The sequence below is a fragment of the Bradyrhizobium barranii subsp. barranii genome (assembly GCF_017565645.3).
In the GTDB taxonomy this organism is placed as follows: domain Bacteria; phylum Pseudomonadota; class Alphaproteobacteria; order Rhizobiales; family Xanthobacteraceae; genus Bradyrhizobium; species Bradyrhizobium barranii.
Genome location: NZ_CP086136.1, coordinates 9,589,868 through 9,616,501 on the forward strand (window position 1 = coordinate 9,589,868; position 26,634 = coordinate 9,616,501).

At 64.3% G+C, this 26,634-nt stretch carries 17 protein-coding genes and 2 pseudogenes; 6 read left to right on the forward strand and 13 right to left on the reverse strand.

Annotated features, from left to right (window positions below; translation table 11 throughout):
- From J4G43_RS46550 to J4G43_RS46575, 6 genes are all read right to left on the reverse strand, one after another.
- Positions 1 to 1,638, reverse strand: coding sequence for an ABC transporter ATP-binding protein (locus J4G43_RS46550; RefSeq protein ID WP_208088845.1), 1,638 nt, complete (start codon positions 1,636 to 1,638; stop codon positions 1 to 3).
- Positions 1,639 to 1,645: 7 nt separating this feature from the next.
- A complete protein-coding gene (locus tag J4G43_RS46555; RefSeq protein ID WP_063980960.1) occupies positions 1,646 to 2,824 on the reverse strand; it encodes an ABC transporter permease in 1,179 nt (392 codons plus the stop codon).
- Positions 2,824 to 3,933 (reverse strand): microcin C ABC transporter permease YejB, encoded by a 1,110-nt coding sequence (locus J4G43_RS46560; RefSeq protein ID WP_028148358.1) that lies wholly within the window; start codon positions 3,931 to 3,933, stop codon positions 2,824 to 2,826. Before J4G43_RS46560 ends, J4G43_RS46555 begins: the two co-directional genes overlap by 1 nt.
- 2 nt (positions 3,934 to 3,935) lie before the next feature.
- A complete protein-coding gene (locus J4G43_RS46565; RefSeq protein ID WP_208088846.1) occupies positions 3,936 to 5,822 on the reverse strand; it encodes an extracellular solute-binding protein in 1,887 nt (628 codons plus the stop codon).
- Positions 5,823 to 5,836: 14 nt separating this feature from the next.
- Positions 5,837 to 7,738, reverse strand: coding sequence for an extracellular solute-binding protein (locus J4G43_RS46570; protein WP_208088847.1), 1,902 nt, complete (start codon positions 7,736 to 7,738; stop codon positions 5,837 to 5,839).
- 212 nt (positions 7,739 to 7,950) lie between these two features.
- Positions 7,951 to 8,505, reverse strand: coding sequence for a c-type cytochrome (locus tag J4G43_RS46575; RefSeq protein WP_208088848.1), 555 nt, complete (start codon positions 8,503 to 8,505; stop codon positions 7,951 to 7,953).
- 219 nt (positions 8,506 to 8,724) lie between these two features.
- Here J4G43_RS46575 and J4G43_RS46580 point away from each other — a divergent pair, with 219 nt between their 5' ends.
- A complete protein-coding gene (locus J4G43_RS46580) occupies positions 8,725 to 9,465 on the forward strand; it encodes a 3-deoxy-manno-octulosonate cytidylyltransferase (RefSeq protein ID WP_208088849.1) in 741 nt (246 codons plus the stop codon).
- 21 nt (positions 9,466 to 9,486) lie between these two features.
- The gene (locus J4G43_RS46585) at positions 9,487 to 10,347 is read left to right on the forward strand and encodes a prephenate dehydratase (protein ID WP_208088850.1); all 861 of its coding nucleotides are present in this window, start codon (positions 9,487 to 9,489) and stop codon (positions 10,345 to 10,347) included.
- 123 nt (positions 10,348 to 10,470) lie between these two features.
- On the opposite strand, the gene J4G43_RS46590 is transcribed toward J4G43_RS46585, so the two are convergent.
- On the reverse strand, positions 10,471 to 11,484 hold the full coding sequence (locus J4G43_RS46590; RefSeq protein WP_208088851.1) for an LLM class flavin-dependent oxidoreductase: 1,014 nt from the start codon (positions 11,482 to 11,484) through the stop codon (positions 10,471 to 10,473).
- A gap of 399 nt (positions 11,485 to 11,883) precedes the next feature.
- Between J4G43_RS46590 and metF the strand changes: the two genes are divergently transcribed.
- The 3 genes from metF (at position 11,884) to J4G43_RS46605 (ending at position 18,155) form a co-directional block, all read left to right on the forward strand.
- Positions 11,884 to 12,825 (forward strand): methylenetetrahydrofolate reductase [NAD(P)H], encoded by a 942-nt coding sequence (gene metF / locus J4G43_RS46595; protein WP_208088852.1) that lies wholly within the window; start codon positions 11,884 to 11,886, stop codon positions 12,823 to 12,825.
- Between the two features lie 7 nt (positions 12,826 to 12,832).
- A complete protein-coding gene (gene metH, locus J4G43_RS46600) occupies positions 12,833 to 16,681 on the forward strand; it encodes a methionine synthase (protein ID WP_208088853.1) in 3,849 nt (1,282 codons plus the stop codon).
- 685 nt (positions 16,682 to 17,366) lie between these two features.
- The gene (locus J4G43_RS46605) at positions 17,367 to 18,155 is read left to right on the forward strand and encodes a hypothetical protein (RefSeq protein ID WP_208088854.1); all 789 of its coding nucleotides are present in this window, start codon (positions 17,367 to 17,369) and stop codon (positions 18,153 to 18,155) included.
- A gap of 17 nt (positions 18,156 to 18,172) precedes the next feature.
- Here J4G43_RS46605 and J4G43_RS46610 read toward each other — a convergent pair.
- Positions 18,173 to 18,799, reverse strand: a pseudogene (locus J4G43_RS46610) (glutathione S-transferase family protein); the annotation flags it as partial.
- A 195-nt stretch (positions 18,800 to 18,994) separates the two neighbouring features.
- Here J4G43_RS46610 and J4G43_RS46615 point away from each other — a divergent pair.
- Entirely contained in the window at positions 18,995 to 20,149 is a 1,155-nt protein-coding gene (locus tag J4G43_RS46615; RefSeq protein ID WP_208088855.1) for a BBP7 family outer membrane beta-barrel protein, read from the forward strand.
- Between the two features lie 17 nt (positions 20,150 to 20,166).
- Here the strand turns inward: J4G43_RS46615 and J4G43_RS46620 are convergent, their stop codons facing one another.
- From J4G43_RS46620 to J4G43_RS46640, 5 genes and pseudogenes are all read right to left on the reverse strand, one after another.
- The gene (locus J4G43_RS46620) at positions 20,167 to 20,760 is read right to left on the reverse strand and encodes a GNAT family N-acetyltransferase (protein ID WP_208088856.1); all 594 of its coding nucleotides are present in this window, start codon (positions 20,758 to 20,760) and stop codon (positions 20,167 to 20,169) included.
- Positions 20,761 to 20,955: 195 nt separating this feature from the next.
- Positions 20,956 to 23,403 (reverse strand): annotated as a pseudogene (locus tag J4G43_RS46625) (penicillin acylase family protein).
- A 123-nt stretch (positions 23,404 to 23,526) separates the two neighbouring features.
- Complete coding sequence (gene glpK / locus J4G43_RS46630; protein WP_208088857.1) at positions 23,527 to 25,032, reverse strand: glycerol kinase GlpK; 1,506 nt, start codon at positions 25,030 to 25,032, stop codon at positions 23,527 to 23,529.
- Positions 25,033 to 25,346: 314 nt separating this feature from the next.
- Positions 25,347 to 25,670: an endonuclease domain-containing protein gene (locus J4G43_RS46635; protein WP_249814902.1), complete on the reverse strand. Its 324-nt coding sequence runs from the start codon at positions 25,668 to 25,670 to the stop codon at positions 25,347 to 25,349.
- A gap of 176 nt (positions 25,671 to 25,846) precedes the next feature.
- Positions 25,847 to 26,620 (reverse strand): SDR family NAD(P)-dependent oxidoreductase, encoded by a 774-nt coding sequence (locus J4G43_RS46640; protein ID WP_208088859.1) that lies wholly within the window; start codon positions 26,618 to 26,620, stop codon positions 25,847 to 25,849.
- Positions 26,621 to 26,634 lie beyond the last annotated feature (14 nt).

The window sequence follows — 26,634 nt, forward strand, 5'->3', positions numbered from 1 at the left end:
CTACGTCGCCACCGACCCGTTCCCCGCCGTCTCCAGTCGGAACGCCGCCGCGAACAGCGCGCGCGTGTAATCCGTCTTCGGGCTCTTGAACAGTTCGGCGGCCTGTCCCTCCTCGACCACCTTCCCCCCGCGCATCACGATGAGATGGCTGGCGAGCGAGGCGACGACGCGCAAATCGTGCGAGATGAACATATAGGTGAGATCGCGCCTGCGCTGGAGATCCCGCAAGAGGTCGACCATCTGCGCTTGAATCAGCATATCGAGTGCGCTGGTCGGCTCGTCCAGCACGACGAAATCCGGCTCCAGCACCACCGCGCGCGCGATGCTGATGCGCTGGCGCTGGCCGCCGGAAAATTCATGCGGATAGCGATAGCGGGTGTCCGCCTTCAACCCGACGTCCTCGAGCGCCTTGACGACGCGCTCCTCACGCTCCTCGCGCGACAGCTTTGGCTGGTGCACGGTGAGGCCCTCGGCGATGATGTCGGCAACCGACATGCGCGGGCTGAGCGAGCCGAACGGATCCTGGAACACGATCTGCATGTCGCGCCGGAAGGGGCGCATCTCCTTGAAACGCAGGCCCTGGATGTCCTTGCCCAGGAACACGATGCGGCCGTTCGAGGAGATCAGCCGCAGCAGCGCCAGCCCGAGCGTGGTCTTGCCCGAGCCGGATTCACCGACGACGCCGAGCGTCTCGCCCTTGCGCACGGCAATGCTGACGCCGTCGACCGCCTTGATGTGGCCGACCGTCTTGCGCATCAGGCCGCGCTTGATCGGAAACCAGACCTTCAAATCATCGGCGGACATTACCACCGGTGCATTCGGCTGCGGCGGCGCCGGATCGGGCTTCGGCTCCGCCGCGAGCAGGTCGCGCGTATAGGGATGGTTCGGGGTCCTGAAGACCTGCTCGACCGGCCCCTGCTCGACGATCTCGCCGCCCTTCATGACACAGACATGGTCGGCGATGCGGCGCACAATGCCGAGATCGTGGGTGATGAAGAGCAGGCTCATGCCGAGCCGGGAGCGGATCTCGGCGAGCAGCGTCAGGATCTGCGCCTGCACGGTGACGTCGAGCGCCGTGGTCGGCTCGTCCGCGATCAAGAGGTCCGGCTCGTTGGCGAGCGCCATCGCGATCATGACGCGCTGACGCTGGCCGCCGGAGAGCTGGTGCGGATAGCTGTTGAGCCGCGTTTCGGGCTCGGGGATGCCGACTTGCGTCAGCAGTTCCAGCGTCCGCTTGCGCGCCTCGGCATTGCTGGTCGGATTGTGGAGCTGGATGATCTCGCCGATCTGCGCCTCGATCGTGTGCAGCGGATTGAGCGAGGTCATCGGCTCCTGGAAGATGATGGAGATATCGCTGCCGCGAATCTCTCGCATCTGCTGCTCAGACTGGTCGATCAGCTCGCGCCCCTTGAAGCGGATGCTGCCCGAGGGATGCGAGGCATTCGGATAAGGCAGGAGCTTCAGGATCGAGAGCGCGCTGACAGACTTGCCGGAACCGGACTCGCCGACCAGCGCGACGCATTCGCCGCGCTTGATCTGGAACGAGACCTTGTCGACCGCGAGCGTCGTGGCGCCGCCCTGGTGGAAGGCCACCGAGAGGTCGCGGACGGCAAGGAGGGGCTGGTTGATCGCGTCCATCACGCCCTCACTTGAACGTCTTGCGCGGATCGAAGGCGTCGCGCACGGCTTCGCCGATGAAGATCAGGAGCGACAGCATGATCGCGACCGAGAAGAAGCCGGAGAAACCGAGCCAGGGCGCCTGCACGTTGGACTTGCCCTGCGACAGCAGTTCGCCGAGCGACGGCGAGCCGGGCGGCAGCCCGAAGCCAAGGAAATCGAGGGCCGTGAGCGTCATGACCGACGAGGAGACGATGAACGGAAGGAACGTCATCGTCGCGACCATCGCGTTCGGCAGCAAATGCTTGAACATGATCACGGCGTTCGACACCCCGAGGGCACGCGCGGCCTGGATGTACTCGAAATTGCGCCCGCGCAGGAATTCCGCGCGCACGAGCCCGACCAGCGACACCCAGGAAAACAGGAGCAGGATGCCGAGCAACACGAAGAAGCCGGGCACGAGCACCGACGAGAGGATCAGCAAGAGGTAGAGCGAAGGGATCGCAGTCCATATCTCGATGAAACGCTGGAACAACAGATCGACCCAGCCGCCGAAATAGCCCTGCACCGCGCCGGCGGCGATGCCGACGACGGAGGAGACAATGGTCAGGCACAGACCGAACAGCACCGAGATGCGGAACCCGTAGATTAGGCGCGCAACCACGTCGCGGCCCTGATCGTCGGTGCCGAGCCAGTTGTATTCAAGGTCGCGGCAGCTCTTGAGGCCCTTCTTCTCGACGACAGGCTTGCACTGCGCCTCGGTCAACATCCAGGTCGGCGGCGACGGCGCCGGCGTCGGCAGGTCGAGATTGTGGGTGTCGTAGGAATAGCGGATCAGCGGCCAGACGATGCTGCCGCCCTTGTCCTTGATCAGCTTCTGCAAATAGGGATCGCGGTAGTCGGCCGCCGTCTCGAAGTCGCCGCCGAAGGTCGTCTCGGAATAGGTGACGAAGGCCGGCCAGTAGAGATGGCCGTCGTACTTGATCAGGAATGGCCGGTCATTGGCGATCAGCTCGGCAAACAGCGACACCACGAACAGGATCATGAAGATCCAGAACGACCAGTAACCGCGCCGGTTCGCTCTAAAATTCTGCCAGCGCCGCCGGTTGAGCGGCGATGGCACGAATGGCTTGCGCGTGATCGGCACGGCATCGCCGAGCGGCGACTTTGCGGTGGTTTCGATCGGGGTCGGGGCGGTCAGTGTCATCAGACCTCCCGTGCCTCGAAATCGATCCGCGGATCGATCCACATGTAGGTCAGGTCAGAGATGAGGTTGATCACGAGGCCGACGAGCGAAAAGATGAAGAGCGTGCCGAACACCACGGGATAGTCGCGGTTGAGAACGCTCTCGAAACTGAGCAATCCGAGCCCATCCAGTGAGAAGATGGTCTCGATCAGAAGCGAGCCCGAGAAGAAAGCGTGAATGAAGGTGCTGGGAAAGCCCGCGATCACGATGAGCATCGCGTTGCGGAAGACGTGGCCATAGAGCACCCGATTCTCGCTGCAGCCCTTTGCGCGCGCGGTCATCACGTATTGCTTGCGGATCTCATCCAGAAACGAGTTCTTGGTCAGGAACGTCATGGTGGTGAACGCGCCGAGCCCCATGGCGATCAGCGGCAGCGTCAAATGCCAAAAGTAATCGATGATCTTCCAGTACCAGGGAAATTGCGACCAGCCGTCTGACGTCAGTCCGCGCAATGGGAACCAGTTGAAGAACGAGCCCCCGGCGAACAGGATGATCAGGAGGATCGCGAACAGGAAGCCGGGAATCGCGTAGCCGAGCACGAGCACGCTCGACGTCCAGGTATCGAAGCGCGTTCCGTCCTTGACCGCCTTGCGGATGCCGAGCGGAATCGAGATCAGGTAGGTCAAGAGCGTCAGCCAGATGCCAAGCGAGATCGAGACCGGCAGCTTTTCCTTGATCAGCTGGAGCACGCTGACGTCGCGGAAATAGCTGTTGCCGAAATCGAAGCGGGCGAAATTCCACACCATCAGTGCGAAACGTTCGGGGGCCGGCTTGTCAAAGCCGAATTGCTTCTCCAGCTTCTTGATGAAGTCAGGGTCCAGGCCCTGCGCGCCGCGATATTTCGAATTGATGGCGTCGCCACCAGCGCCCAGCTGACCGGGCGCGCGCTGAGCGAAATCACCGCCGCCCGAGATGCGCGAGCTGCCGCCGGTGTCGGCGCCCGAGAGCTGCGCGATGACGCGCTCGACCGGGCCGCCCGGCGCGAATTGCACGACGACGAAGGAGACGAAGAGGATCCCGAGCAGGGTCGGGATCATCAGGAGGATGCGGCGGGCGATATAGGCGCTCATGATTATTTCGCCTGCTCGAGCTTGGCCGCCTTGGCATTATCGTGCCACCAGATTTCGGGAGCGCCGACGCCGTTGGCGTAACGCGGCAGCTTCTGCGGATGAGCGAATTGGTCCCAATAAGCGAGCCGGTGCGTCTTGTTATACCATTGCGGCACCCAGTAACGGCCGGCGCGGAACAGGCGGTCGAAGGCGCGGCAGGCGACGGTCAAATCCTCGCGGTTGTCGGCCGCCATGATCTTCTCGATCATGGCATCGATCGCCGGGCTGGCGACGCCCGCAAGATTGTACGAGCCCTTGGTTGTCGCGACCTGCGAGGAGAAGAACGATCGCATGGCGTCGCCCGGCGTCGCCGACATGCTGAAGCGCTGGATCGTCATGTCAAAGTCGAAATCTTCCTGGCGCGCCTTGTGTTGCACGGCATCGACGAGACGCACGCTCGCTTCGATACCGAGCGTGCCCAGGTTCTTGATGTAGGGCGCGTGGTGCGGCTGGAACGAAGGCTCGTCCAGCAGGAACTCGATCCTGAATACCTCACCATTCGGCAGCACCCGCTTGCCATCCTTGATCGGCATGCCAGCCTCGGTCAGCAGTTGCTGGGCCCTGCGCAACAAGCTGCGATCTTGGCCGGAGCCGTCCGAGATCGGAGGCGTGAACGGTGCGGCGAACACTTCGTCGGGCACTTGGCCGCGAAACGGCTCCAGCAGCTTCAGCTCTTCCGGCGACGGAGGCCCATTGCTTGCCATGAGGTCCGAGTTCTGGAACGGCGACACGGTGCGGGCATAGGCGCCGTACATGATGGTCTTGTTGGTCCATTCGAAGTCGAAGGCATTGATCAAGGCCTCGCGCACGCGCGGGTCTTTGAACTTGTCGCGTCGCGTGTTGATGAACCAGCCCTGCGCACCGGACGGCGTGTCGTCGGGGACCACCTCCATCTTGACGCGCCCGTCCTTCACCGCCGGAAAGTCGTAGCGCGTCGCCCAGATGCGTGAGGTGAATTCCTCCCGATAGAGATAGTTCTTGCCGGTGAACCCCTCGAACGCGACATCGCGATCCCGATAGAATTCATAGCGCACGACGTCGAAATTGTAGCTGCCGCGGCAAACCGGCAGGTCGGCGGCCCACCAGTCCTTGACGCGCTCATACTCGATATAGCGGTTGACCTCGAACTTGCCGACCTTGTACGGGCCAGAGCCGAGCGGGATATCGAGTGACGTTTCGTCGAAGGCGCGCGACGCATAATACGTTTTCGAGAAGATCGGCAGGCTCGCGACATAAAGCGGCACGTCGCGGGCGCGCCCCTTGGCGAAGGTCACAACGAGCGTCGCGTCGTCGATCGCTTCCGCACTAACCATGTCGCGCATCTGCACGATGATCAGCGGATGTCCCTTGGTCTTCAGCGATGTCAGCGAAAACGCCGCGTCGTGGGCGGTGAGCTTGCTGCCGTCGTGGAATTTCGCCTCGGGCCGCATGGTGAAGCGATAGACCAGCCTATCAGGCGATATCCGCACGGATTTGGCGGCAAGGCCGTACATTCCATCAGGCTCGTCATTTGCACGCGCCATCAGCGGCACAAACGTCATGTCCATGCCTTGCGCGCCGTCACCCTTCAGGATGAAGGCGTTGAGCGAGTTGAAGGTCTGGTAGGACTGGTTGTAGGCCCGCACCGAGGGAATGAGCGAGAACGTGCCGCCCTTCGGCGCATCGAGATTGACATAGTCGAAATGGTGGAAGTCGGCGGAATATTTGAGATCGCCGAACGCTGAGATGCCGTGCGCCTCGGTCCCCGCTTCCGATGCGCGTGCGCCGGGCAACATCAGCGCGCCGAGGGACGCACCGAGAGTGCCGCCGACACCCAAGACCAGCACATGGCGGCGTGACATCTGCGTCATGCGGGGGATGTCCTTCACGACTTCTTTGCGATCCGTGCCGCCTTGTCTGCGTCGTACCACCAGATGAACGGGAAGCCGGACTGACCGTATTTGGGCAATTCCGCCGGCCGGCCGAAGCGATCCCAGCGCGCGGTGCGTATCTTCGAATAGGTCCATTGCGGAACGACGTAGTTATTCCACAGCAGCACGCGGTCGAGCGCTTTGGTTGCCGCGACGAGATCGTCGCGACCCGTGGCGTAGATCAGCCGCTCGATCAGCTTGTCGACCGCCGGATTCTTGATGCCGGCAATATTGCGCGACCCCGCGATGTCGGCCGTCTTGGACGACCAGAACTCGCGCTGCTCGTTGCCGGGCGACTGCGACTCGCCCCATGAGTTGGTGACGACGTCGAAATCCCAGTCCCGAGTCCTGTTCTCGTATTGAGTCGGGTCGACCGTGCGCACGCTGACCGCGATGCCGAGCCGTTCCAGAGACGGCTTGTAGAATAGCGTGACCCGCTCGAAGCTCGGATCCTGATTCAGCAGCTCCAGGGTGAACTGCGCACCGGTCTTGACGTCGACCAGCTTGCGGTCGCGCACCTCGTAACCGGCCTCCTTGAACAGGCGCAGCGCCTCGCGAAGATTGTCGCGCACGGCTTCCGGACTGCCGCCGACCGGATTGGTGTAGGGCGTCGTGAACACTTCCGGCGGGACCTCGGCGCGGACGGTCTCGAGGATCTCGAGCTCCTTGCCTTGCGGCAACCCGGTCGCCATGAGCTCGTCGATACCGTCGAAATAGCTGCTGACGCGCTTGTACTGACCGTAGAAGATCTGCTTGTTCATCTCCTCGAAGTCGAACGCATAGTTGAGCGCGCGACGGACGCGAGGATCTTTGAATTTGGCGCGGCGCAGGTTCGGCACGAAAGCCTGCATCACACCCGAGCTGCGATTGGCGAACTCCTCGAGGATCACCCGCTTTTCGGTCACGGCCGGGAAGTCGTAGGCTGTCGCCCAGTTCTTCGCACTGTTCTCGGTGCGCCAGTCCACCTGATCGGCCTTGAAAGCCTCGATCGCCACGGTGGCATCGCGGAAATACTCGTAGCGCATCTCGTCGAAATTGTTGCGGCCCACATTGGTGGCGAAATCGCGCCCCCAATAATCCTTGACGCGCTCCAGCGCGATCGACCGTCCCGCCACGAATTCCTTGACCTTGTAGGGGCCGGAACCGAGCGGTGTTTCGAGCGTGGTCGCGGAGACATCGCGCTTACGGCCCTGCGCGTCGGTCCCCTCCCACCAATGCTTCGGCAAAACCGTGAGCTGCCCGACGATCTGCGGCAGCTCGCGGTTGCCGGGTGCGTCGAACACGAACTTCACCTCGCGCTCACCGACCTTCTCGGCCTTCACCACATGGCTGTAATAGGCCGAGTACATCGGGTGATGCTTCTTGAAGGCATCCAGCGAGAAGATCACGTCGTCCGCAGTGACCGGCTTGCCGTCATGCCATTTGGCCTGCGGCCGCAAACGATAAGTGACGAAGGAAAAGTCGGCCGGGTGGCTGACGGCCTCGGCCAGCGCGCCGTATTCGGTCGAGACTTCGTCGAGCGAGGGCGTCGTGAGGGATTCGTAGATGAACGCGACGGCACCGGCGACCTGCCCCTTCACCCCCGCCACCACGATATTGAAATTATCGAAGGTGCCGACGGCGATCTGGCGCGCGACACCGCCTTTGGGCGCTTCCGGATTGACGTAATCGAAGCGCTTGAAGTCGGCGGGATATTTGACCTGTCCGAACAGCGACAGCGCGTGGCGCCAGGGCGCCTCACTGGCGGATTGCGCCGCGGCCGTGCCGATGACGGGAAGGCCCCCTACGGAACCGAGGGCGGGGAGCGCTACGGCGGCAGTGCCGGTGAGCAGGAGATCGCGTCGGGTAATGGCCAAATCAACATTCCTGGTCTTGAAGGAGGTTACCCCTTTAAGTGCTCAATATAGGCGAGGTTTCGACGGAATATGTTGCTTTTTCCTCATGTTGGAAGCCCGGGCAGCCTGTCGGATGCGGCCAAACGCCCCGATAAACTCACCGCGAGGCCCGGATAAGCGAACGGCCAGGCTTTTCAGCCTGGCCGCACATTCAAGATCGGTTTTTGACGGCCTTACTTCGACGCCGTCGGGATCGGCTGAGGATGCTCTGACAGCGAATTCAGATAGGCGATGACGTCGGCGCGCTCGGAGTCCTTCGGGATGCCGGCGAAGCCCATCGCGGTGCCCGGGATGAAGCCCTTCGGGTTGGCAATGAACTTGTTGAGGTCGTCGAACGACCAGGTACCGCCCTTGGCCTTCATGGCGGCCGAGAAGTTGAAGCCGTTGCGGCCCTCGCCCCTGGCTTCGCCGACGACGCCATAGAGGTTCGGACCGACGCGATTCGGGCCGCCCTTCTCGAAGGTGTGGCAGGCGCCGCACTTCTTGGCGGCCGCCGCGCCCTTCTCGACGGAGGCGGTCTGGAGCAGCTTTTCGATCGGCTCGGAGGCCGCGGCAGCAGCGCCGCCTTCCTTGCCGTGGGCGGCGTCTTCCTTCACGGCAATCTCGAAACCCGGCTTCGCCAGCGGCTTCGGCGTGAACAGCGCCTGGGCGGCGAAGCTCGTCACCAGCAGGATGAGACAGGTGCCCAGCACGGCACCGAGAATCTTATTGAGTTCGAAAGAGTCCATTTCCGGCCAGGCCCCACACCACAGTAAGGAAATAGCGGCCGAGCGGCCGCCAGGACGAGCCTCGGGAGAATCAAACGTTCCTTGTTGTTTCCCCGAGTTTTGCCATTGAGATATCGGTTTGCCCGGGGTCTGGCAACCCGTATAAGCGACCCGGCTTTCAGCCCGTCCCCACCCCATTTCTCGACGCGGAAAACCTCTCGTTTCCAGGCCCTTGACCCGATGATCGATCCCCGCATCCTGGTGCTGATCCCGGCCCGCATGGCCGCCACCCGCCTGCCCGGCAAGCCGCTCGCAGACATCGCGGGCCTGCCGATGATTGTGCACGTGATGCGGCGGGCAGAGGCCGCCGGCATCGGCCGGGTCGCGGTCGCGACCGATACGGACGAGATCGCCTCCGTGGTCACCGCCCATGGCGGCGAAGCCGTGATGACCCGCCCGGAGCACCCCTCTGGCTCGGACCGCATCCACGAGGCGATGCAGAAGCTCGATCCCTCAGGCAAGGCCGAGATCGTGGTCAATCTCCAGGGCGATTTCCCGACCATCACGATCGACAACATCCGCGAGGTGCTGTCGCCGCTGCAAGATCCGGCCGTGGACATCGCGACACTGGCCTCGCAGATCCATACCGAGGAGGAGGACCTCGCGCCGAGCGTGGTAAAGGCGATCGGAACCTCGCTCGGCGGGAAACGCATGCGCGCACTTTATTTCACCCGCGCGACCGCTCCGACCGGCGACGGACCGCGCTACCACCATATCGGCCTCTACGCCTATCGCCGCGCCGCGCTGGAACGCTACGTCTCGCTGCCGCCATCCCCGCTGGAATTGCAGGAGAAGCTCGAGCAGCTCCGGGCGCTGGAGGCCGGGATGCGGATCGACTTCACCATCGTCGACACCGTGCCCCGCGGGGTCGATACGCCGGCGGACCTCGAGACCGCCCGCAGCATCCTTTCCAAATCCTGAGCCGCTGTTACAAGGCCGATCATGAGCAAGCTGAAAATCGCATTCCAGGGCGAACCTGGGGCAAATTCCCACATCGCCATCGTCGAGGCCTATCCCGACGCCGAGCCGATGCCCTGCGCCACCTTCGAGGACGCGCTGTCGGCGATCTCGTCGGGCGAGGCCGATCTCGGCATGATCCCGATCGAGAATTCGGTCGCGGGGCGCGTCGCCGACATCCATCATCTGCTGCCGGCCTCCGGCCTCTTCATCATCGGCGAATGGTTTCTACCGGTCCGCCATCAGCTGATGGCGGTGAAGGGGACCAAGCTCGAGGACATCAAGACCGTCGAGAGCCACGTGCATGCGCTCGGCCAGTGCCGGCGCATCATCCGCAAGCTCGGCATCAAGCCGATCGTGCACGCCGACACCGCCGGCAGCGCCCGCGACATTTCCGAGCGCAACGACAAGGCCGTTGCCGCGATCGCCTCGCGGCTTGCGGCAAAGATCTACGGCCTCGACATCCTGGCCGAGGACATCGAGGACGAGGCGCACAACACCACGCGCTTCGTGGTGCTGGCGCGCGAGCCGAAATGGGCGACGCAGGGCTCGGGGCCGCTGGTCACGACTTTTGTATTTCGCGTGCGCAACTTGCCGGCCGCGCTCTACAAGGCGCTCGGCGGCTTTGCCACCAACGGCGTCAACATGACCAAGCTCGAAAGCTACATGGTCGACGGCAATTTCTTCGCCACGCAGTTTTATGCGGACGTCGACGGCCACCCTGAAGACAAGGGACTGGCGTTCGCGATCGAGGAGCTGAAATTCTTCTCGCGCGAATTCCGCATCGTCGGCGTGTATCCGGGACACCCCTTCCGCGCGACGTTCAGCGAAACGCAACAGGATTGATTGCGTGTCCTGGACGCGCGAAGCGCGAGCCGGCGACCCAGGGGCCACGATACCCGGAGCGCGATGGGCCCCGGCTCTGCAGCGCACCGCTTCGCGCTGCGCCGCGTCCGGGGCACGAGAGCTTTACGCGGCCGCTTTCAGCCCGAACGCCTCCGCCAGCAGCGAATACGACTTCTTACGCGCGTCGTGGTCGTACACGGCCGTAATCACCATCAACTCGTCCGGCTTGCTCGCATCGATCAACGGCTGCAGTTTCTTCTGCACCGTCGCCGGATTGCCGACGAAGAGGCGCGAACGGTTGCGCGAGATCGAAATGCGCTCGGCGTCCGTATAGGGATAGGCCAGCGCCTCCTCGACACTCGGCAGCGGCAGATATTGCCCGCGGTCGCGGCGCAGGCGGTTGAGATCGAACGAGGTGGCGAGCTTTTCGGCCTCCTCATCCGTGTCGGCCGTGATGACGGCGACGGCGAGGATCGCGCGCGGGCTCGCGCTCCAGGCCGAGGGCTGGAAACGGTTGCGGTAATGCACCATCGCATCGATCGCGTCATGGGATGCGAAATGATGGGCGAAGGCGAAACCCATGCCGACCTGCGCGGCGAGCTCCGAGGAATAATCGCTGGAGCCGAGCAGCCAGATCGGCGGCAGCTTGGTGTCGTCGGGCATCGCGACCACGTTGTTGTAGGGGTGCCCTGCGGGAAATTCGCGGGTCTCCCACAGAATCAGTTCGTGCAGCCGCTCCAGGAAGTCGTCGCCCTCGCGGCGGTCGAGCCGGCTGCGCAGTGCGTAGGCGGTCGCGCCGTCGGTGCCGGGGGCGCGGCCGAGACCGAGATCGATGCGGCCGGGAAACAGCGCCTCCAGCATCTTGAAGCGCTCGGCCACCACGAGCGGGGCGTGGTTGGGCAGCATCACCCCGCCGGAGCCGACGCGGATGTGCTTCGTCACCGCCGCGATCTGCCCGATCATCAGGTCGGGCGCCGGGCTCGCCACCGAGGCGAGGTTGTGATGCTCGGCGAGCCAGTAGCGGACATAGCCAAGCCCATCGACATGGCGCGCCAGATCGATGCTGTTGCGCAGCGCCGCGGCGGGTTTTGTACCTGTGGTGACGACGGAGAGGTCGAGGACTGAGAGCGGGATCATGGCGCGCTAAGGTAGTGAAGGCCGGCGCGGCGGCAATGGGCAGACTGCGCAGGTCTGGCGTGTGCAGGCAGCGAGCCCGCACGGCAAGGCTGGTTGAGGTGATGGGACAAGATTTGGTGCAGCAACACCATCTTCACACTGCCCACACCCCTTATTTGCTCCTGCTCGCCGCCAAAACAGCTACAATTTATTGATTTATATAATATTTTGTCAAATCTACGCACTTCCCACTCACACCCTCATCCGTTCAATATTTCCACCGTTACCGGTGAAAGTGGGCCACTTCCCATCACCGATGGGCTGTCGAGTGCGACCGCTTTGGCTTATCTTGCCCACATCCAATCGAGACCTGACTGCCGGCCGCCGAAAGCCGGACGAGCCCCTGGAGTGAGTGGTGCGATGACTGATCTGACGACGCCTGCCCGAGCCGAAGGGCAAGACGGGCACCTCCAAACCGGGCACCTCTCCTCGAAGCGGCCTGCGATCTCCTTCGAGTTCTTTCCGCCCAAGACGGAAGAGATGGAGCGCAATCTCTGGGAGACCATCAACCGGCTCGCCCCGCTCGACCCGAAATTCGTCTCCGTGACCTATGGGGCCGGCGGCTCGACCCGCGAGCGCACCCATTCGACCATCACCCGCATCCTCAAGGAAACCGCGCTGCTGCCGGCCGCGCATTTGACCTGCGTCGGCGCCTCGCGCGGGGAGATCGACGAGATCGTCGACCGCTATCACGAGGTCGGCGTCCGCCACATCGTCGGCCTGCGCGGCGATCCCGCCGGCGGCATCGGCACGCCCTATTCCAGCCATCCCGACGGCTACCAGAGTTCTGCCGACCTCGTTGCGGGCATCAAGAAGCGGCACGGCGACATCGAAGTGTCCGTGTCCGCCTATCCCGAGAAGCACCCTGAAGCGCGCGACTTCGACGCCGACATCGACACGCTGAAGGCCAAGGTCGATGCGGGTGCGACGCGCGCGATCACGCAGGTGTTCTTCGATAACGACCTCTACTTCCGCTACCTCGACCGCGTCCGTGCCCGGGGCATCGACATCCCGATCGTGCCCGGCATCATGCCCATGCACAACTTCAAGCAGGCCCGCAATTTCGTCACCCGCGCCGGCACCTCCGTGCCGAATTGGCTGGCGGAGAAATTCGACGGCCTCGACGACGACGCCGAGACCCGCAAGCTGGTGGCAGCGACCGTTGCAGCCGGCCAGGTGCAGAAGCTGGCCAAGCGCGGCGTCGACACCTTCCATTTCTACACCATGAACCGCGCCGATCTCGTGTTCGCGATCAGCCATTTGCTCGGCATCCGCGCCAAGAGCGCGCAGAAGGCGGCGTAAGAAGACAATGACCGTAACTCCCTCTCCGAAGCGAACTGCCCTGCTCAATGCCGCGCGCGAGCGCATCCTCGTGCTTGACGGCGCCATGGGCACGATGATCCAGAACCTGCAGTTCGACGAGGCCGCCTTCCGCGGCGAGCGCTTCAAGGATTTCCACCGCGACCTGCGCGGCAACAACGACCTGTTGATCCTGACCCAGCCGCAGGCGATCGAGGACATCCACGCCGCCTATTTGCGCGCCGGCGCCGACATCGTCGCGACCAACACCTTCTCGACGACCTCGATCGCGCAGGCTGATTACGACCTCACCGACATCGTCTACGAGATGGCGCGCGAAGGCGCCCGCCTGGCCGGCAACGCCGCAAGGCGCGTCGAGGCCGAGGACGGCAAGCCGCGCTTCGTCGCCGGTGCCATCGGCCCGACCAACCGCACCGCCTCGATCTCGCCCGACGTTTCCAATCCCGGCTACCGGGCCGTCACGTTCGACGATTTGCGCAAATCCTATGGCGAGCAGATCAACGGCATGCTCGACGGCGGTGTCGATCTGCTGCTGGTCGAGACCATCTTCGACACGCTGAACGCCAAGGCGGCGCTCTATGCGATCGCCGAAATCACCGAAGAGCGCGGCATCGACGTGCCCGTGATGGTGTCGGGCACCATCACCGACAAATCCGGCCGCCTCCTCTCGGGCCAGATGCCGGAAGCGTTCTGGAATTCGGTGCGGCACGCAAAACCCGTCACCATCGGCTTCAACTGCGCGCTCGGCGCGGAAGATCTGCGCGCGCATATCGCCGATATCGGCCGCGTCGCCGACACGCTGGTGTGTGCCTATCCGAACGCCGGCCTGCCCAACGAATTCGGCCAGTACGACGAGACCCCGGAATACATGGCGCGCCTGGTCGGCGAGTTCGCGCGCGATGGCCTCGTCAACATCGTCGGCGGCTGCTGCGGCACCACGCCGGACCATATCGCGGCGATCGCGGCGGCCGTCGCCCCGCACAAGCCGCGCATTGTGCCGGAAATCGAACCGCGCCTGCGCCTCTCCGGCCTCGAGCCGTTCATCCTGACGGACGCCATCCCGTTCGTGAACGTCGGCGAGCGCACCAACGTCACCGGCTCCGCTCGCTTCCGCAAGCTGATCACCGCCGGCGACTACACCGCCGCGCTGCAGGTCGCCCGCGACCAGGTCGAGAACGGTGCGCAGATCATCGACGTCAACATGGACGAAGGACTTCTGGATTCGGAAGCCGCGATGGTGACCTTCCTCAACCTCGTCGCGGCCGAACCCGACATCGCCCGCGTCCCCGTGATGGTCGATTCCTCGAAATTCTTGGTGATCGAGGCCGGCCTGAAATGCGTGCAGGGCAAGCCGGTCGTCAACTCGATCTCGATGAAGGAGGGCGAGGAGAAGTTCATTCACGAGGCGAAGATCGCCCGGCGCCATGGTGCGGCCGTCGTGGTGATGGCGTTCGACGAAGTCGGCCAGGCTGATACGTTCGCGCGCAAGACCGAGATCTGCAAGCGCGCCTACGACATCCTGGTGGACCGCGTCGGCTTCCCACCGGAAGACATCATCTTCGATCCGAACATCTTCGCGATCGCGACCGGCATCGAAGAGCACAACAATTACGGCGTCGACTTCATCGAGGCGACGCGCTGGATCCGCCAGAACCTGCCGCACGCGCATATTTCCGGCGGCGTCTCCAATCTGTCGTTCTCGTTCCGCGGCAACGAGCCGGTGCGCGAAGCCATGCACTCGGTGTTCCTGTATCACGCCATCAAGGCGGGCATGGACATGGGCATCGTCAATGCCGGGCAGATGATCGTCTATGACGACATCGATGCCGAGCTGCGCCAGGTGTGCGAGGACGTCATCCTCAACCGCGACCCCGGCGCGTCCGAGCGCCTGCTGGCACTTGCGGAGAAATTCCGCGGCAACAAGACCCAGACCAAGGAAGCCGACCTCGCCTGGCGCGAATGGCCGGTGGCGAAGCGGCTGTCGCATTCGCTGGTGCACGGCATCACCGAATTCATCGAAGTGGACACCGAGGAGGCCCGCAAGGCATCCAAGCGTCCGCTCGACGTGATCGAGGGCCCGCTGATGGCCGGCATGAACGTGGTCGGCGACCTCTTCGGCGACGGCAAGATGTTCCTGCCGCAGGTGGTGAAGTCCGCCCGCGTGATGAAGCAGGCGGTGGCGTGGCTGATGCCGTTCATGGAGGAAGAGAAGGCGCGCAACCTCGCCAACGGCATCGGCGCCGAAGGTTCATCTTCCGCCGGCAAGATCGTGCTCGCGACCGTCAAGGGCGACGTCCACGACATCGGCAAGAACATCGTCGGCATCGTGCTCCAGTGCAACAATTTCGAGGTCATCGACCTCGGCGTGATGGTGCCGGCGGCCAAGATCGTCGAGACCGTGAAGGCGGAGAAGGCTGACATCGTCGGGCTATCAGGCCTGATCACGCCCTCACTCGACGAGATGGCGTTCTTCGCCGGTGAATTGCAGCGCGAAGGTTTGAAGCTGCCGCTCTTGATCGGCGGCGCCACCACGAGCCGCGTGCACACGGCGGTCAAGATCGACCCGAGCTATCGCGCCGGTCCCGTCGTGCATGTGAATGACGCCAGCCGCGCCGTCGGCGTTGCCTCCTCCTTGCTCTCGCCGGAGAAGCGCGAGGCTTATGCTGCCGAGGTGCGCGCCGAATACGCAAAAATCTCGGCCGCGCATCTGCGCGCGCAGGCCGACAAGAAGCGCCTGAAGCTCGCGGCCGCGCGCGCCAACCGCGTGCCGGTCGACTTCGCCGCGAACAAGCCGGTGAAGCCGACCTTCTTGGGCATCCGCAGCTTTGACGAATACGATCTCGCCGAGCTCGTGCCCTATATCGACTGGACGCCGTTCTTCCAGACCTGGGAGCTCGCCGGCCGCTTCCCCGCCATCCTCGATGACTCCAAGGTCGGCGAGGTCGCGCGCTCGCTCTATGACGATGCGCGCAAAATGCTCGACCTGATCGTCAAAGAAAAGTGGTTCAGGGCGCGCGCCACCGTCGGCTTCTGGCCGGCGAATGCGCAGGGCGACGACATCGTGCTCTATGCCGACGAAAGCCGGACCAAGCAGATCGCGACGCTGCACACGCTGCGCCAGCAGCTCGAGAAGCGCGAGGGCCGGTTCAACGCCGCGCTCGCCGACTTCGTCGCGCCCGCCGGCGTCCCCGATTATGTCGGCGGCTTCGTCGTCACAGCCGGCATCGGCGAGGACGTGGTCGCCGACCGCTTCAAGATGGCCAATGACGACTACTCCTCGATCCTGTGCAAGGCCTTGGCCGATCGTCTCGCCGAAGCCTTCGCTGAACGCATGCATGCCCGCGCGCGCCGCGAGTTCTGGGCCTACGCGCCGGACGAAGCACTCTCCTGCGACGATCTGATCCTCGAGAAGTACCAGGGCATCCGCCCCGCGCCCGGCTATCCCGCGCAACCCGATCACACCGAGAAGGCGACGCTGTTCGAGCTGCTCGACGCGGAAGCGACTGCCGGCGTGAAGCTGACCGAGAGCTTTGCGATGTGGCCGGGCTCTTCCGTGTCCGGGCTCTATTTCGCGAACCCCGAGAGCTATTATTTCGGCGTCGGCAAGATCGAGCGTGACCAGGTCGAGGACTATGCCGCACGCAAGGGCATGACGGTGGCGGAAACCGAGCGCTGGCTCGCGCCGGTGCTGAACTACATCCCGTCGCAGCAGACCGACAAGGCCTTCGTGGCAACGCCCGCGAACGACGAGACGTCGAAGGACCTCGCCTCGCATCCGCCCGGCTGCACCTGCGCGGTGCATCTCGTCTGGCAGAAGAAGCGCGCGGGGGCGGGGTAAGCCCGCCTTCGCTTCCCAAGACTAAAAAGTGAAAAACAACCCCATGTACAGTAGAGGTGGGGTTGAAAGGGTTGAGAAATTTCGGTCTTGCCGAAACGGCTTGCTCCGTCGGGCAAAACACCGGTAATATTCCATCATCGCCTGCCGTGCCGATCGATGCCACACGCGCGTCCCCATCCTCCCCTGGAGGGGGATTTCGCATGCAGCGAACCGGGAATGCGGACCGAGGTGGGTGACGGTCTCTCCGCGCGAACACTACCCGTGTTGAGAGGTCACCCCACCCCGCTCGCGCTTCGCGCGAACGACCCTCCCCCTCCAGGGGAGGGTAGAGACCTCACTCATTCGGCAGCGCCGGCTGCACGATCTCCCTGGACGGCGCCTGCGCCTCGCAACAACCGGCAGTGCGCGACGCAAAGAGCGGCCTGCTCCTTTCTGACACACCACCAGGACGAGTCGCGGTCCGGAATTCGGGTCACCGGCAATTTCGCGCAGGAACCGGGCGGTGTGAACTCGTTCACTTGTCCGCTCAACCTTGATTCGATACTCTATCGGTCTACTACCTTCAAACCGATGGTTTGCTTGGGATCGAGCATATGAACCAGTTCATTGCACTGTTCGTCGCCGCGATCGCCCTTGTCGTGCTGCCTACGATTGCCGCGGCTGACTGTCCGAAAGGCTACGTGCCATGCGGCGAACGAAACCAGTTGTGCTGCCCGCGAAAGTAGCAAGTCGCAAATGGCTTTGGCTTGGTAGCCTCGTCTTTGTCGCGATCGGCCTGGTGATGGTTGCAGCCTGGGTCGGGTTCCCGCGAAAGAAACAGACGATCACGGCCATCCTCTCCGAGACCGGATATTTCGAGGTGGTCCCGCCGAGCACGTTCGGCGGTCCCGGCACCATCAACACGATCGAATACCTGAGCAATGGCCGGCTGGAGCTGCATCCGACCTGCGATATCGACCCCGCGCTGCTGGCCGACAAGATCCGGAAATCACCGACCGTGGACCGGGACCTGAAGCAGTCGCTCGAGAAGAATCTCGACGTGTCCGCGCAGGTCAGGGACAAGCTGTCGGCGGTCGCCGGAATGCAGCAAGTTGATTCAATTCACCTCAAGCTCGAGAACGCCAACATTCTCCTGATTTCCGACGAGTCGCTGATATCGACCCGCAATGCGTTGCTGAAGGCCGAATGCGAGGACGCGATCGCCCTGAACCTTTCGAGCGGCGGAGTGGTCTGCCAGACGCGGTCCGTGCTGGAAGCCGACGTCGTCTACGAGATCAAATATCACAACACGATTTCGATGGAGGAGCGGGCCAAGCTGACATCCGAGATCGCGGCGAAGCTCGAGCTGGACGCCCACCAGGGATCGGACGACAAGGTGTCCGGCTCTCAATTGTTCTTCGGCATAAGGCTGTCGCCAAATCCGATCGTCCTGAAGTCCGCAGCGGGTGAGATCAGGCCCTGCAACAGGAGATAGGACGGCGCGCTTTCACACCCCTTCGGCGGGGCCAGCGGCTGCACGATCTCCCCGAACGGCGCCAGCGCCTCGCAGCGCTCGGCGTGAGCCGACAGCGCCGGATAGCGCGACGGCTCGAACAGCTGCGGATGTGCCTCGCGGGTGAAGCGGACGACGCAGGCAACCGCAATGTCGGCGTGGCCGATCCGGCCGCCCAGCCAATACGGCGTCGTCACCCCGGCGCGTTCGGCTTCGAGCACTTTCAGCACGTCGGTGATCTGCGCCTGGCAGCGCTCGACCCACAGCGCAAGCTGCTCCTTCCGCAGCACGCGCTCATAGAGCAGGCTCACCGCCTTGTCGCCGAGGCCGGTGGCGAGTGCGCAGATCCGCAAATGCTTTCGCCGCTCGGCGCCGCCGCGCGGCAGCATCGCCTTCTCTGCACCTACGAGTTCGTCGAGATAATCGAGGATGATAGTGCTCTCGATCAGCGCCTCGCCATCGTCGAGCACCAGCGTCGGCACGCGGCGCAGCGGATTATACGGCGCGATCTTGTCGGCGTCGCCGAAGGTGGACCATGGCCGGTGCTCAAAGGCGAGGCCGTAGAGCCGCAGCGCGATCGCGACACGGCGGACGAAGGGAGAATCGTATTGGCCAATCAGGAACATGGTTCTCGCTCACTAGTCAGTGCCGGGGCTCGAAGCCGGCCATTCACCTTCTTCACAAGGCTATTATCGAACGACACAGCCAGCGAGCGGTGCCCAACGGCAACAGCTACACATTTTCGTCTCGGCACCGCCTCAACTCCAGCTTGCCGAACAAATTGTCGCATGGTTCATTCCGCGGACCCAGAGGGAAGCCAAATGAATCGGCGGGCATTGAGAGCGGCAGCGGTCGGCCTGGCTCTTACGGCGATCGTGCCCGACGTCACGTCAGCAGCCGATCTGCCGATGAAGGCGCCGCCCAAACCTGCCGACTTCAATCCGTTCTGGGCCGAGGCCGACTACCTTGCCTGGAGCGTGACGGGCGACAAGCTGCCGGCGCTGGTGACCACGAGCCCGGTCGGCACGCCGCTGGGAGTTGTCGGCGTGCTCGGCCAGCCCACGACGACCGTGCTGTTCGGCAATTCCAGTGTGAACAACGACTGGCGTTCGGGCGGGCGCATCACCGCCGGCTACTGGTTCGATCCGCAGCGCAGCCGCGGCATCGAAGCCTCGTTCTTCGGGCTGGAGAATCTCTCGACCGGATTTGCGACCGACACCAATGCCAATCCGATCCTGGCACGGCCATTCACCAATGCGCTGACGGGATTTCCCGACGCGCTGATCGCGGGATTTCCGGGGCTGGCCACCGGCAGCGCCAGCGCGAGCGAAACCTCGCGCCTGCTCGGCGCCGGCGCGCTCTATCGCTGGGATCTCGGCGCGTGGAGCGGACAGCGCGTCAGCGCGCTGGTTGGCTATCGCTATCTGCGGTCGACCGACACGCTGACGATCTCCAATACCGCGACCATTCTTGCCTTCGGCACCTTCAGCCCCACCGACAATTTCAAGGCGTCGAGCAATTTCCACGGCCTCGATCTCGGCCTTACCGGCGACTGGCGCAATGGCCCGTGGTCGCTGGAGTGGCGCGGCAAGGTGGCGCTCGGCGCCAATCTCAACAGTGCCGACATTTCGGGCTCGACCGCCTCGACCGTGGCCGGCGTCACCACGACGGCCCCCGGCGGCTTCCTCGCGCTGTCGAGCAATATAGGCCATTACGACCAAACCCGCTTCGCCGTGGTGCCGGAGCTGTCGTTGAAGGCGGGATATCAGGTTGCGCCCGGCTGGCGGCTGATCGCCGGCTACGACGTGATGTACTGGACCGGCGTACAGCGCGCCGGCGGGCTGATCGACACCACCGTCAATCCGAACCTCACACCACCGCCGGCCGGCGGCGGGCCGAACCGGCCCAGGCCGGTGCTCAACACGACGAACCTGCTTGCGCAGGGGTTCAGCTTTGGCGTGCGGTATAATTATTGAGGGCGCGTAGCCCGGCATTACTCAATGATCGGCACATGCCTCGCCGCCGTCGGCGATGCCGTTCCATCGAGGCGCGGATCATCGGCCACCTCGATCTGGCGACGGAACGCACGAAATCCCGAGCGCTGGTAGAACGCAACGGCGGACGGGTGATCGAAGGTGCAGGTGTGCACCCAGACGCGGCGAACGTCACGTGACCACGCAATCTCAAGCGCGCGGTTCATCAGGAAGCGCGCGGCGCCCGTGCCGATCAAGCTACCGGTGACGCCGAAATAGACCAGCTCGCACTGGCCGGCCTCGCGGAAATCCAGCTTTAGCAGGCCTTCGTCGCGGCCGTCCACGACCAAGGCATAGACCTCGATGCCCGCTGCGTGGATGATCGCGGCGAGCTCCGCATCATTCAGGCGCGCACGCGAGAACCACAGCCACTCCTCGCCGACGCGGCGATGGAGATCGCGATACCAATGAAGCGCGGGCGCGTCGACCTTGCGCAAGGACCACGCGCCTGGAGGATCGTCGCGGCGCGCGGGAGGTGCGGTCATCTCCAGATGGGTGACGACCGCAGCGATCTTGCCGGCGGGGATGTCGGAATAGCCGTCGGGGATGATCATGGGGCCTCTCGGAAAGACATGGCGAACAGCTCGCTTGCGGCCCACCCTTCGAGACGCCCGCCTACGGCGGGCCCTCAGGATGATGTCGCGTTTCGCGGCGAGATATTAGAGCCTCATGGGTGGGGAGCCCGCCTAAGCGGGCGTCCCGAACCATGCAGGCCGCGCTCTTCCGGCACTCTCCAGCCAACAAGTCGCTCATCGCGGCGTCAGCGTGATTGCTTCCGCGGTCGCGGCTTCGACGGCCGGGCGGCTGTAGAGCAGCGGGACATATTGGCCCGTTGCCCAGAGCGGCGCGAGGTCGCGATAATGGGCGCTGAAGGGATCGCCGGATTGACCAGGCGTGTTGATGGTGCGGCTCGCATCCCAATTGCCGACGTCGAGCACCATGCGGAACGATGCGCCGGCGAACAGCTGGTAATCGGCGCGGCGGTAGGTGGCCGCGCGCGGCACATTGGCGGCACCGCCATAGGCGAGCGGGCCGACCGAGAGCTGCGCGGCGGTCGCCTTGTCGGCGAGCGGCATCAGCGCATGGTCGAATTTCGCGACATGCAGCCGGCCCCAGCGCCAGGTCGAGGCATCCGGCCCGAGCTTGCCCGTGACGTCAGCCACCGCGGCGCCGAGGCTGTCGCGCAGGATCTGGTCGCGCGCGGCAGCGGGATCGGCGCCGAACGACGCATCGGGAGATTCCAGATAGGCGACCAGCGCCGAAATGCTCGACGCCTCCGGCGCGATCAGATCGGCGGCCTTGGGCGCCGTGGTCTTCAGCAGCACCGGCCCAAGATGATTGGCGATCCAGACCTCGAACACGGCGGCTGCCGCGCTGTCGGCGGCATCGCGCGCGTCCCATGGCTTGAGCAGATCGAGACCCTTCTTCACATTGGGATCGTCGGAGGTGAGCGGCTGCAACAGCTTGACGAGGCGCCGCCCCAGCATCGCGGTGTCGTCGTTCTGCAAATCCATGGCGTCGGCGAGCGTCACCTTGCTGTTGGCCGCGAGCACCTCGGTGATGCGTTGCCAGCGCGCGCTGTCGGACCATTCGAATCCGACCCTGCGTTCGGCTATCGGGTAATCGGCCGGCAGGTTCATCTGGTTGGCGGTGGCGAGAAAGCCCTGCTTGGGCTGATAGGCTTTCGGCAATTCGTCGAGCGAGAGAAAGCCCTGCTACTCATAGCGGCCGTCGCCAGGCACCGGCATCAGGCCGTCGAAGTTGGCGCGACGCGGCGTCTTGCCGGCGGCAACCCAACCGATATTGCCGCGGGTGTCGGCATAGACCTGGTTCTCCGACGGCGCGCCCCAGCGCCGCATGGCGGCGAGGAAGCCATTCCAGTCCTTCGCGGTCATGTAGTCGGAGGAACCGAAATAGGCGGACGTGCCGGGCTCGAACCAGATCGAGCGGACCGCGAAGGCGCGTTTGTTCGCGTCGTCGACGAAGATGACGGGGCCGTGGCGGGTGAATTTCAGCTCGAGGTCGCGATCGGCCTCGCCTTTGACCTGTTCGGTCTCGTGGACGATGCGCATATCTTCCCAGCCATTGCCGTAGCGGTACTGGTTGGGGTTTTGCGGATTGAGCTCGTAGACGTAGAGGTCTTCCTGGTCGACGTTGAAGATGGTGAGGCCGAACGCGATGGTGCCGTTGTGGCCGATCGAGATGCCGGGCAGCGCCGGCTCGCCGGCACCGATCACCGAGAGGCCGGGCGCATTGAGGCCGACGATGTAGCGCAGCGAGGGCACGCTGTGCTCGCGATGCGGATCGTTGGCGAGGATCGGGCGGCCCGTCGCGGTGCGCGAGGCCGCGATCACCCAATTGTTGGAGCCGATGGTGTCGCGCTGCTGGTCGGCCTCGGTGAGGTATTTGTCGGGATCGTGCGTGACTGCGGCCTGCTTGTCCTTCGGTGCCGCGAAGGCCACGGGGCGCGTCGCGAGATCGTAGGCCGCGAGCACGGCCTTCGGCACGCTGCAGGGATCGAGACCATCAGGCACTTTCGTCGTCCATGCTGGCTCGAGCTTGACGCGGAAACGATCGGCATCGAGGCCGGCCGTGCAGGCGACCAGCGAGCGCTTGACCTCGGAGGCGACATTGCGCGTCAGGCCGTGGCTGCGAATGCGGACGACGTCATCCGCCGTCCACGCATCAGGCATCGTGCCGGCGATCCTGAACTCGATCGGCAGCGGACGTTTTCCCGCGCGCACATCGGCGACATAGGCATTGACGCCTGCGACAAACGCGTCCGCATAGGTCTTCGCCTTGGGGCCGTAGGCCGCCCACTCCGCGTTCATGTCGCCGCGATAGAGGAACAGCCGCAGCGCCTTGTCCTGCTCGGCATAGGCCGGGCCGAAATCCTTTGCGAGCAGGCCCAGCCCGCGCTTGCGCCAGAGATCGATCTGCCAGAGCCGGTCGCGCGCGGCGTTGAAGCCTTGCAGGAAGAACAGGTCGTGCTCGTTGCCGGCATAGATATGCGGAATGCCCCAGACGTCGACCAGGATCTGGGCGGGGGCGTCGAGGCCGGCGACATCGGTCTTGAGCTGCCGCGCGCTTCCGAGCGGATTCGGCTTGTCGCGCGCGATGGCCGTCGAGGTCAGCAGCGCGGCGCAGATCGCTGCGCCGCAGAGCTTTTGGATGACCCGGTTGAGATCCGTGTTCATTGTCTTCTCCCGTTGTTGTTATTTTAGTCCGTAGCCCGGATGGAGCGAAGCGTAATCCGGGAATCTTACTCGTGGAGAAAACCCCGGATTGCGCTACGCTCCATCCGGGCTACAAGAATCCGCCTATCCTTCTCCCTCGTCGCTCGCGAGCACGCCTTTCACCGCGCGCGCCCAGCCCGCAAGCTTCCGCTCGCGCGTCGCCTGGCTCATGTTCGGCTTGAAGCGATGCTCGAGGCGCCAATTGTCGGCGAACTTCGTCGGCTCGGGATAGACGCCCGCCTGGAGGCCGGCGAGATAGGCCGCGCCCAACGCGGTGGTCTCCTGGATCACGGGACGGTCGACCGGTGCGTCCAAGAGATCGGCGAGGCGCTGCATGGTCCAGTCGGAGGCGGTCATGCCGCCGTCGACGCGCAGCACGACGCTCGCGACTTCCGAGCTCGGCCAGTCCGCGCGCATCGCGGCCCAGAGGTCGAAGGTCTGGTAACACACGCTCTCCAGCGCGGCGTGCGCGAGCTCGGCCGGGCCGGTGTTGCGGGTGAGGCCGAACAGCGCGCCGCGCACGCGCGGATTCCAGTAGGGCGCGCCCATGCCGACGAAGGCCGGGACCAGATAGACGCTCTGCATGGAATCGGACTGATCGGCGAGAGGTCCGGTCTCGGCGGCGTGCTTGATGATGCCGAGGCCGTCGCGCAGCCACTGCACCGCCGAGCCTGCGACGAAGATCGAGCCTTCGAGCGCGTAGGTGCGTTTGCCGTCGAGCTGATAGGCAATGGTGGTGAGCAACTTGTTCTTGGAGACGACCGGCGTGGTGCCGGTGTTGAGCAGGGCGAAGCAGCCGGTGCCGTAGGTCGACTTCATCATGCCCGGCCGGAAGCAGGCCTGACCGATGGTCGCGGCCTGCTGGTCGCCGGCGATGCCGGAGATCGCGATCGCGCCGCCGAACAAGTCTGGCGTGCTCTCGCCGAAATGGGCAGAGGAGTCCTTGACCTCGGGGAGCATCGAGCGCGGCACGCCGATGATCTCCAAGAGCTCGTCGTCCCATTGGCCGGTGTGGATGTTGAACAGCAGCGTGCGCGAGGCGTTGGTGGCGTCGGTGGCGTGCACCTTGCCGCCGGTGAGACGCCAGAGCAGATAGCAATCGACGGTGCCGAACATCAGCTCGCCACGCGCGGCACGCGCCCGCGCGCCGGGGACGTGGTCCAGGATCCAGGCGACCTTGGTGCCGGAGAAATAGGGATCGATGATCAGGCCGGTCTTCTGCGAGATCACGGGCTCGCGGCCGTCTGCCTTGAGTTTCGCGCAGATGTCAGCGGTGCGGCGGTCCTGCCAGACGATGGCGCGGTGCACGGCCTGGCCCGTGGCGCGGTCCCACACCACGGTGGTCTCGCGCTGGTTGGTGATGCCGATCGCCGCAATGTCCTTTGCGGTGATGCCGGCCTGCTCGATCGCGTCTCGGCAGACCATCACGGTCGAGGTCCAGATGTCCTCCGGCTCGTGCTCGACCCAGCCCGAGGCCGGAAAATGCTGCGGAAACTCCTGCTGCGCGCGGGCGGCAATCGAGATGTCACTGCGAAAAACGATGGCACGCGAAGAGGTGGTGCCCTGGTCGATGGCGAGGACGAAAGACATGGAAGCTTACCTTGGCGTTATCCCATGGGGGATCATTGTGTCGCGCCAAAGGGAGCGGATTAGGGCGGCAAGGTCAAGATTGGATGCGGGGCACGATCCTTACCCTCCCCTGGAGGGGGAGGGTCGACCGCGCAAAGCGCGGGCGGGGTGGGGTGAAGCCACAGAGACGGCCTCACTTGCGTCGACGGAACGAACGTCGCCGCACATTTGGAAGCATCGCATTCGCGGATGGTCTGTCACCCCACCCCGCTGCGCATTACATGCGCAGCGACCCTCCCCCTCCAGGGGAGGGTAAGAGAGGCATCGTCCAAACGTTAGGTTCGGCGGTGCTTCAACGGGGTGGCTTCTGCTTCGCGCGATCCGTACAGCTCAACATAGATGCGTTCGAGCACCGCAGTCAGATCGCTCGTGATCTCCGAATTCCAGAATCGGATGACGCGATAGCCTTCGTTCTCCAGCCAGCTCTGCCGCGCGTGATCTCGCGCGGCCGTCTCGTCTTCGTTGTGGTGTCCGCCATCGAGCTCGATGATCAGCCGCTTGGCCGGGCAGAAGAAGTCGACGACGTAGGGCCCGATCGGCGTTTGCCGGCGAAAGTGTGAGCCGTCCATCGGGAGGTCCTTGAGGGCGCGCCACAACATTCGTTCGTGCGGCGTGGTGTTCGCCCGAAGCTTCTTCGCGGCAGAACGTCGGATCGATGTTGAGACCATTTGCGTGGCTTCACCCCACCCCGCTCGCGCTTTGCGCGAGCGACCCTCCCCCTCCAGGGGAGGGTAAGCGAAGCGCCGCCACGATGCAATTGCAAGTGGTGTGACGGCTACACCGCGGCCGTCGTCACGCCGCCGTCGATGACGATGATCTGGCCAGTCATGAAGCTCGACGCGTCGGAGGCGAGATAGGCGACGGCGCCGGCGATTTCGTCGGGTTCGCCGATGCGGCGAAGGGGCGTGGTGGCGGTGCGGCGCTTGAGGTTGGCTTCGTCTTCCCACAGCGCGCGGGCGAAATCGGTCTTGACCAGGCCGGGCGCGATGCAGTTGACGCGGACGCCTTTCGGGCCCCATTCGCCGGCGAGCGAGCGGCACAGCGCGAAGTCGGCGGCCTTGGAGATGCCGTAGGCGCCGATCACGGTCGAGCCGCGCAGCCCCCCGATCGAGGAGATGATGACGACGGAGCCGTAGCCGCGCTCGGCCATTTGCGGGATCGCCAGCGCGGAGAGCCAGATGTTGCTCTTGACGTTGCTGCCCATGATCTTGTCGAAGGCCTCGTCGGTGATGTCGAGCAGCGGGCCGTAATACGGATTCACCGCGGCGTTGCAGACGAGGATGTCGATCTTGCCGTAGTGCTTGATCGTGCCCGAGATCAGCGCCTCGACCTCGGCCTTGCGCGCGATGTTGCAGGGAATGACGATGGCATCACCACCAGCCGCGATGATGCCGTCGGCGACTTCCTTGCAGGCCTCCGCTTTCCGCGATGACACCACGACCTTGGCGCCGAGCTTTGCCAGCAGTTCCGCCGAGGAGCGGCCGATGCCGCGGCTGGAGCCGGTGACGATTGCGACCTTGCCGGTGAGATCGAACGGGGTGTTTTTCATTGTTGTTGGGCTCC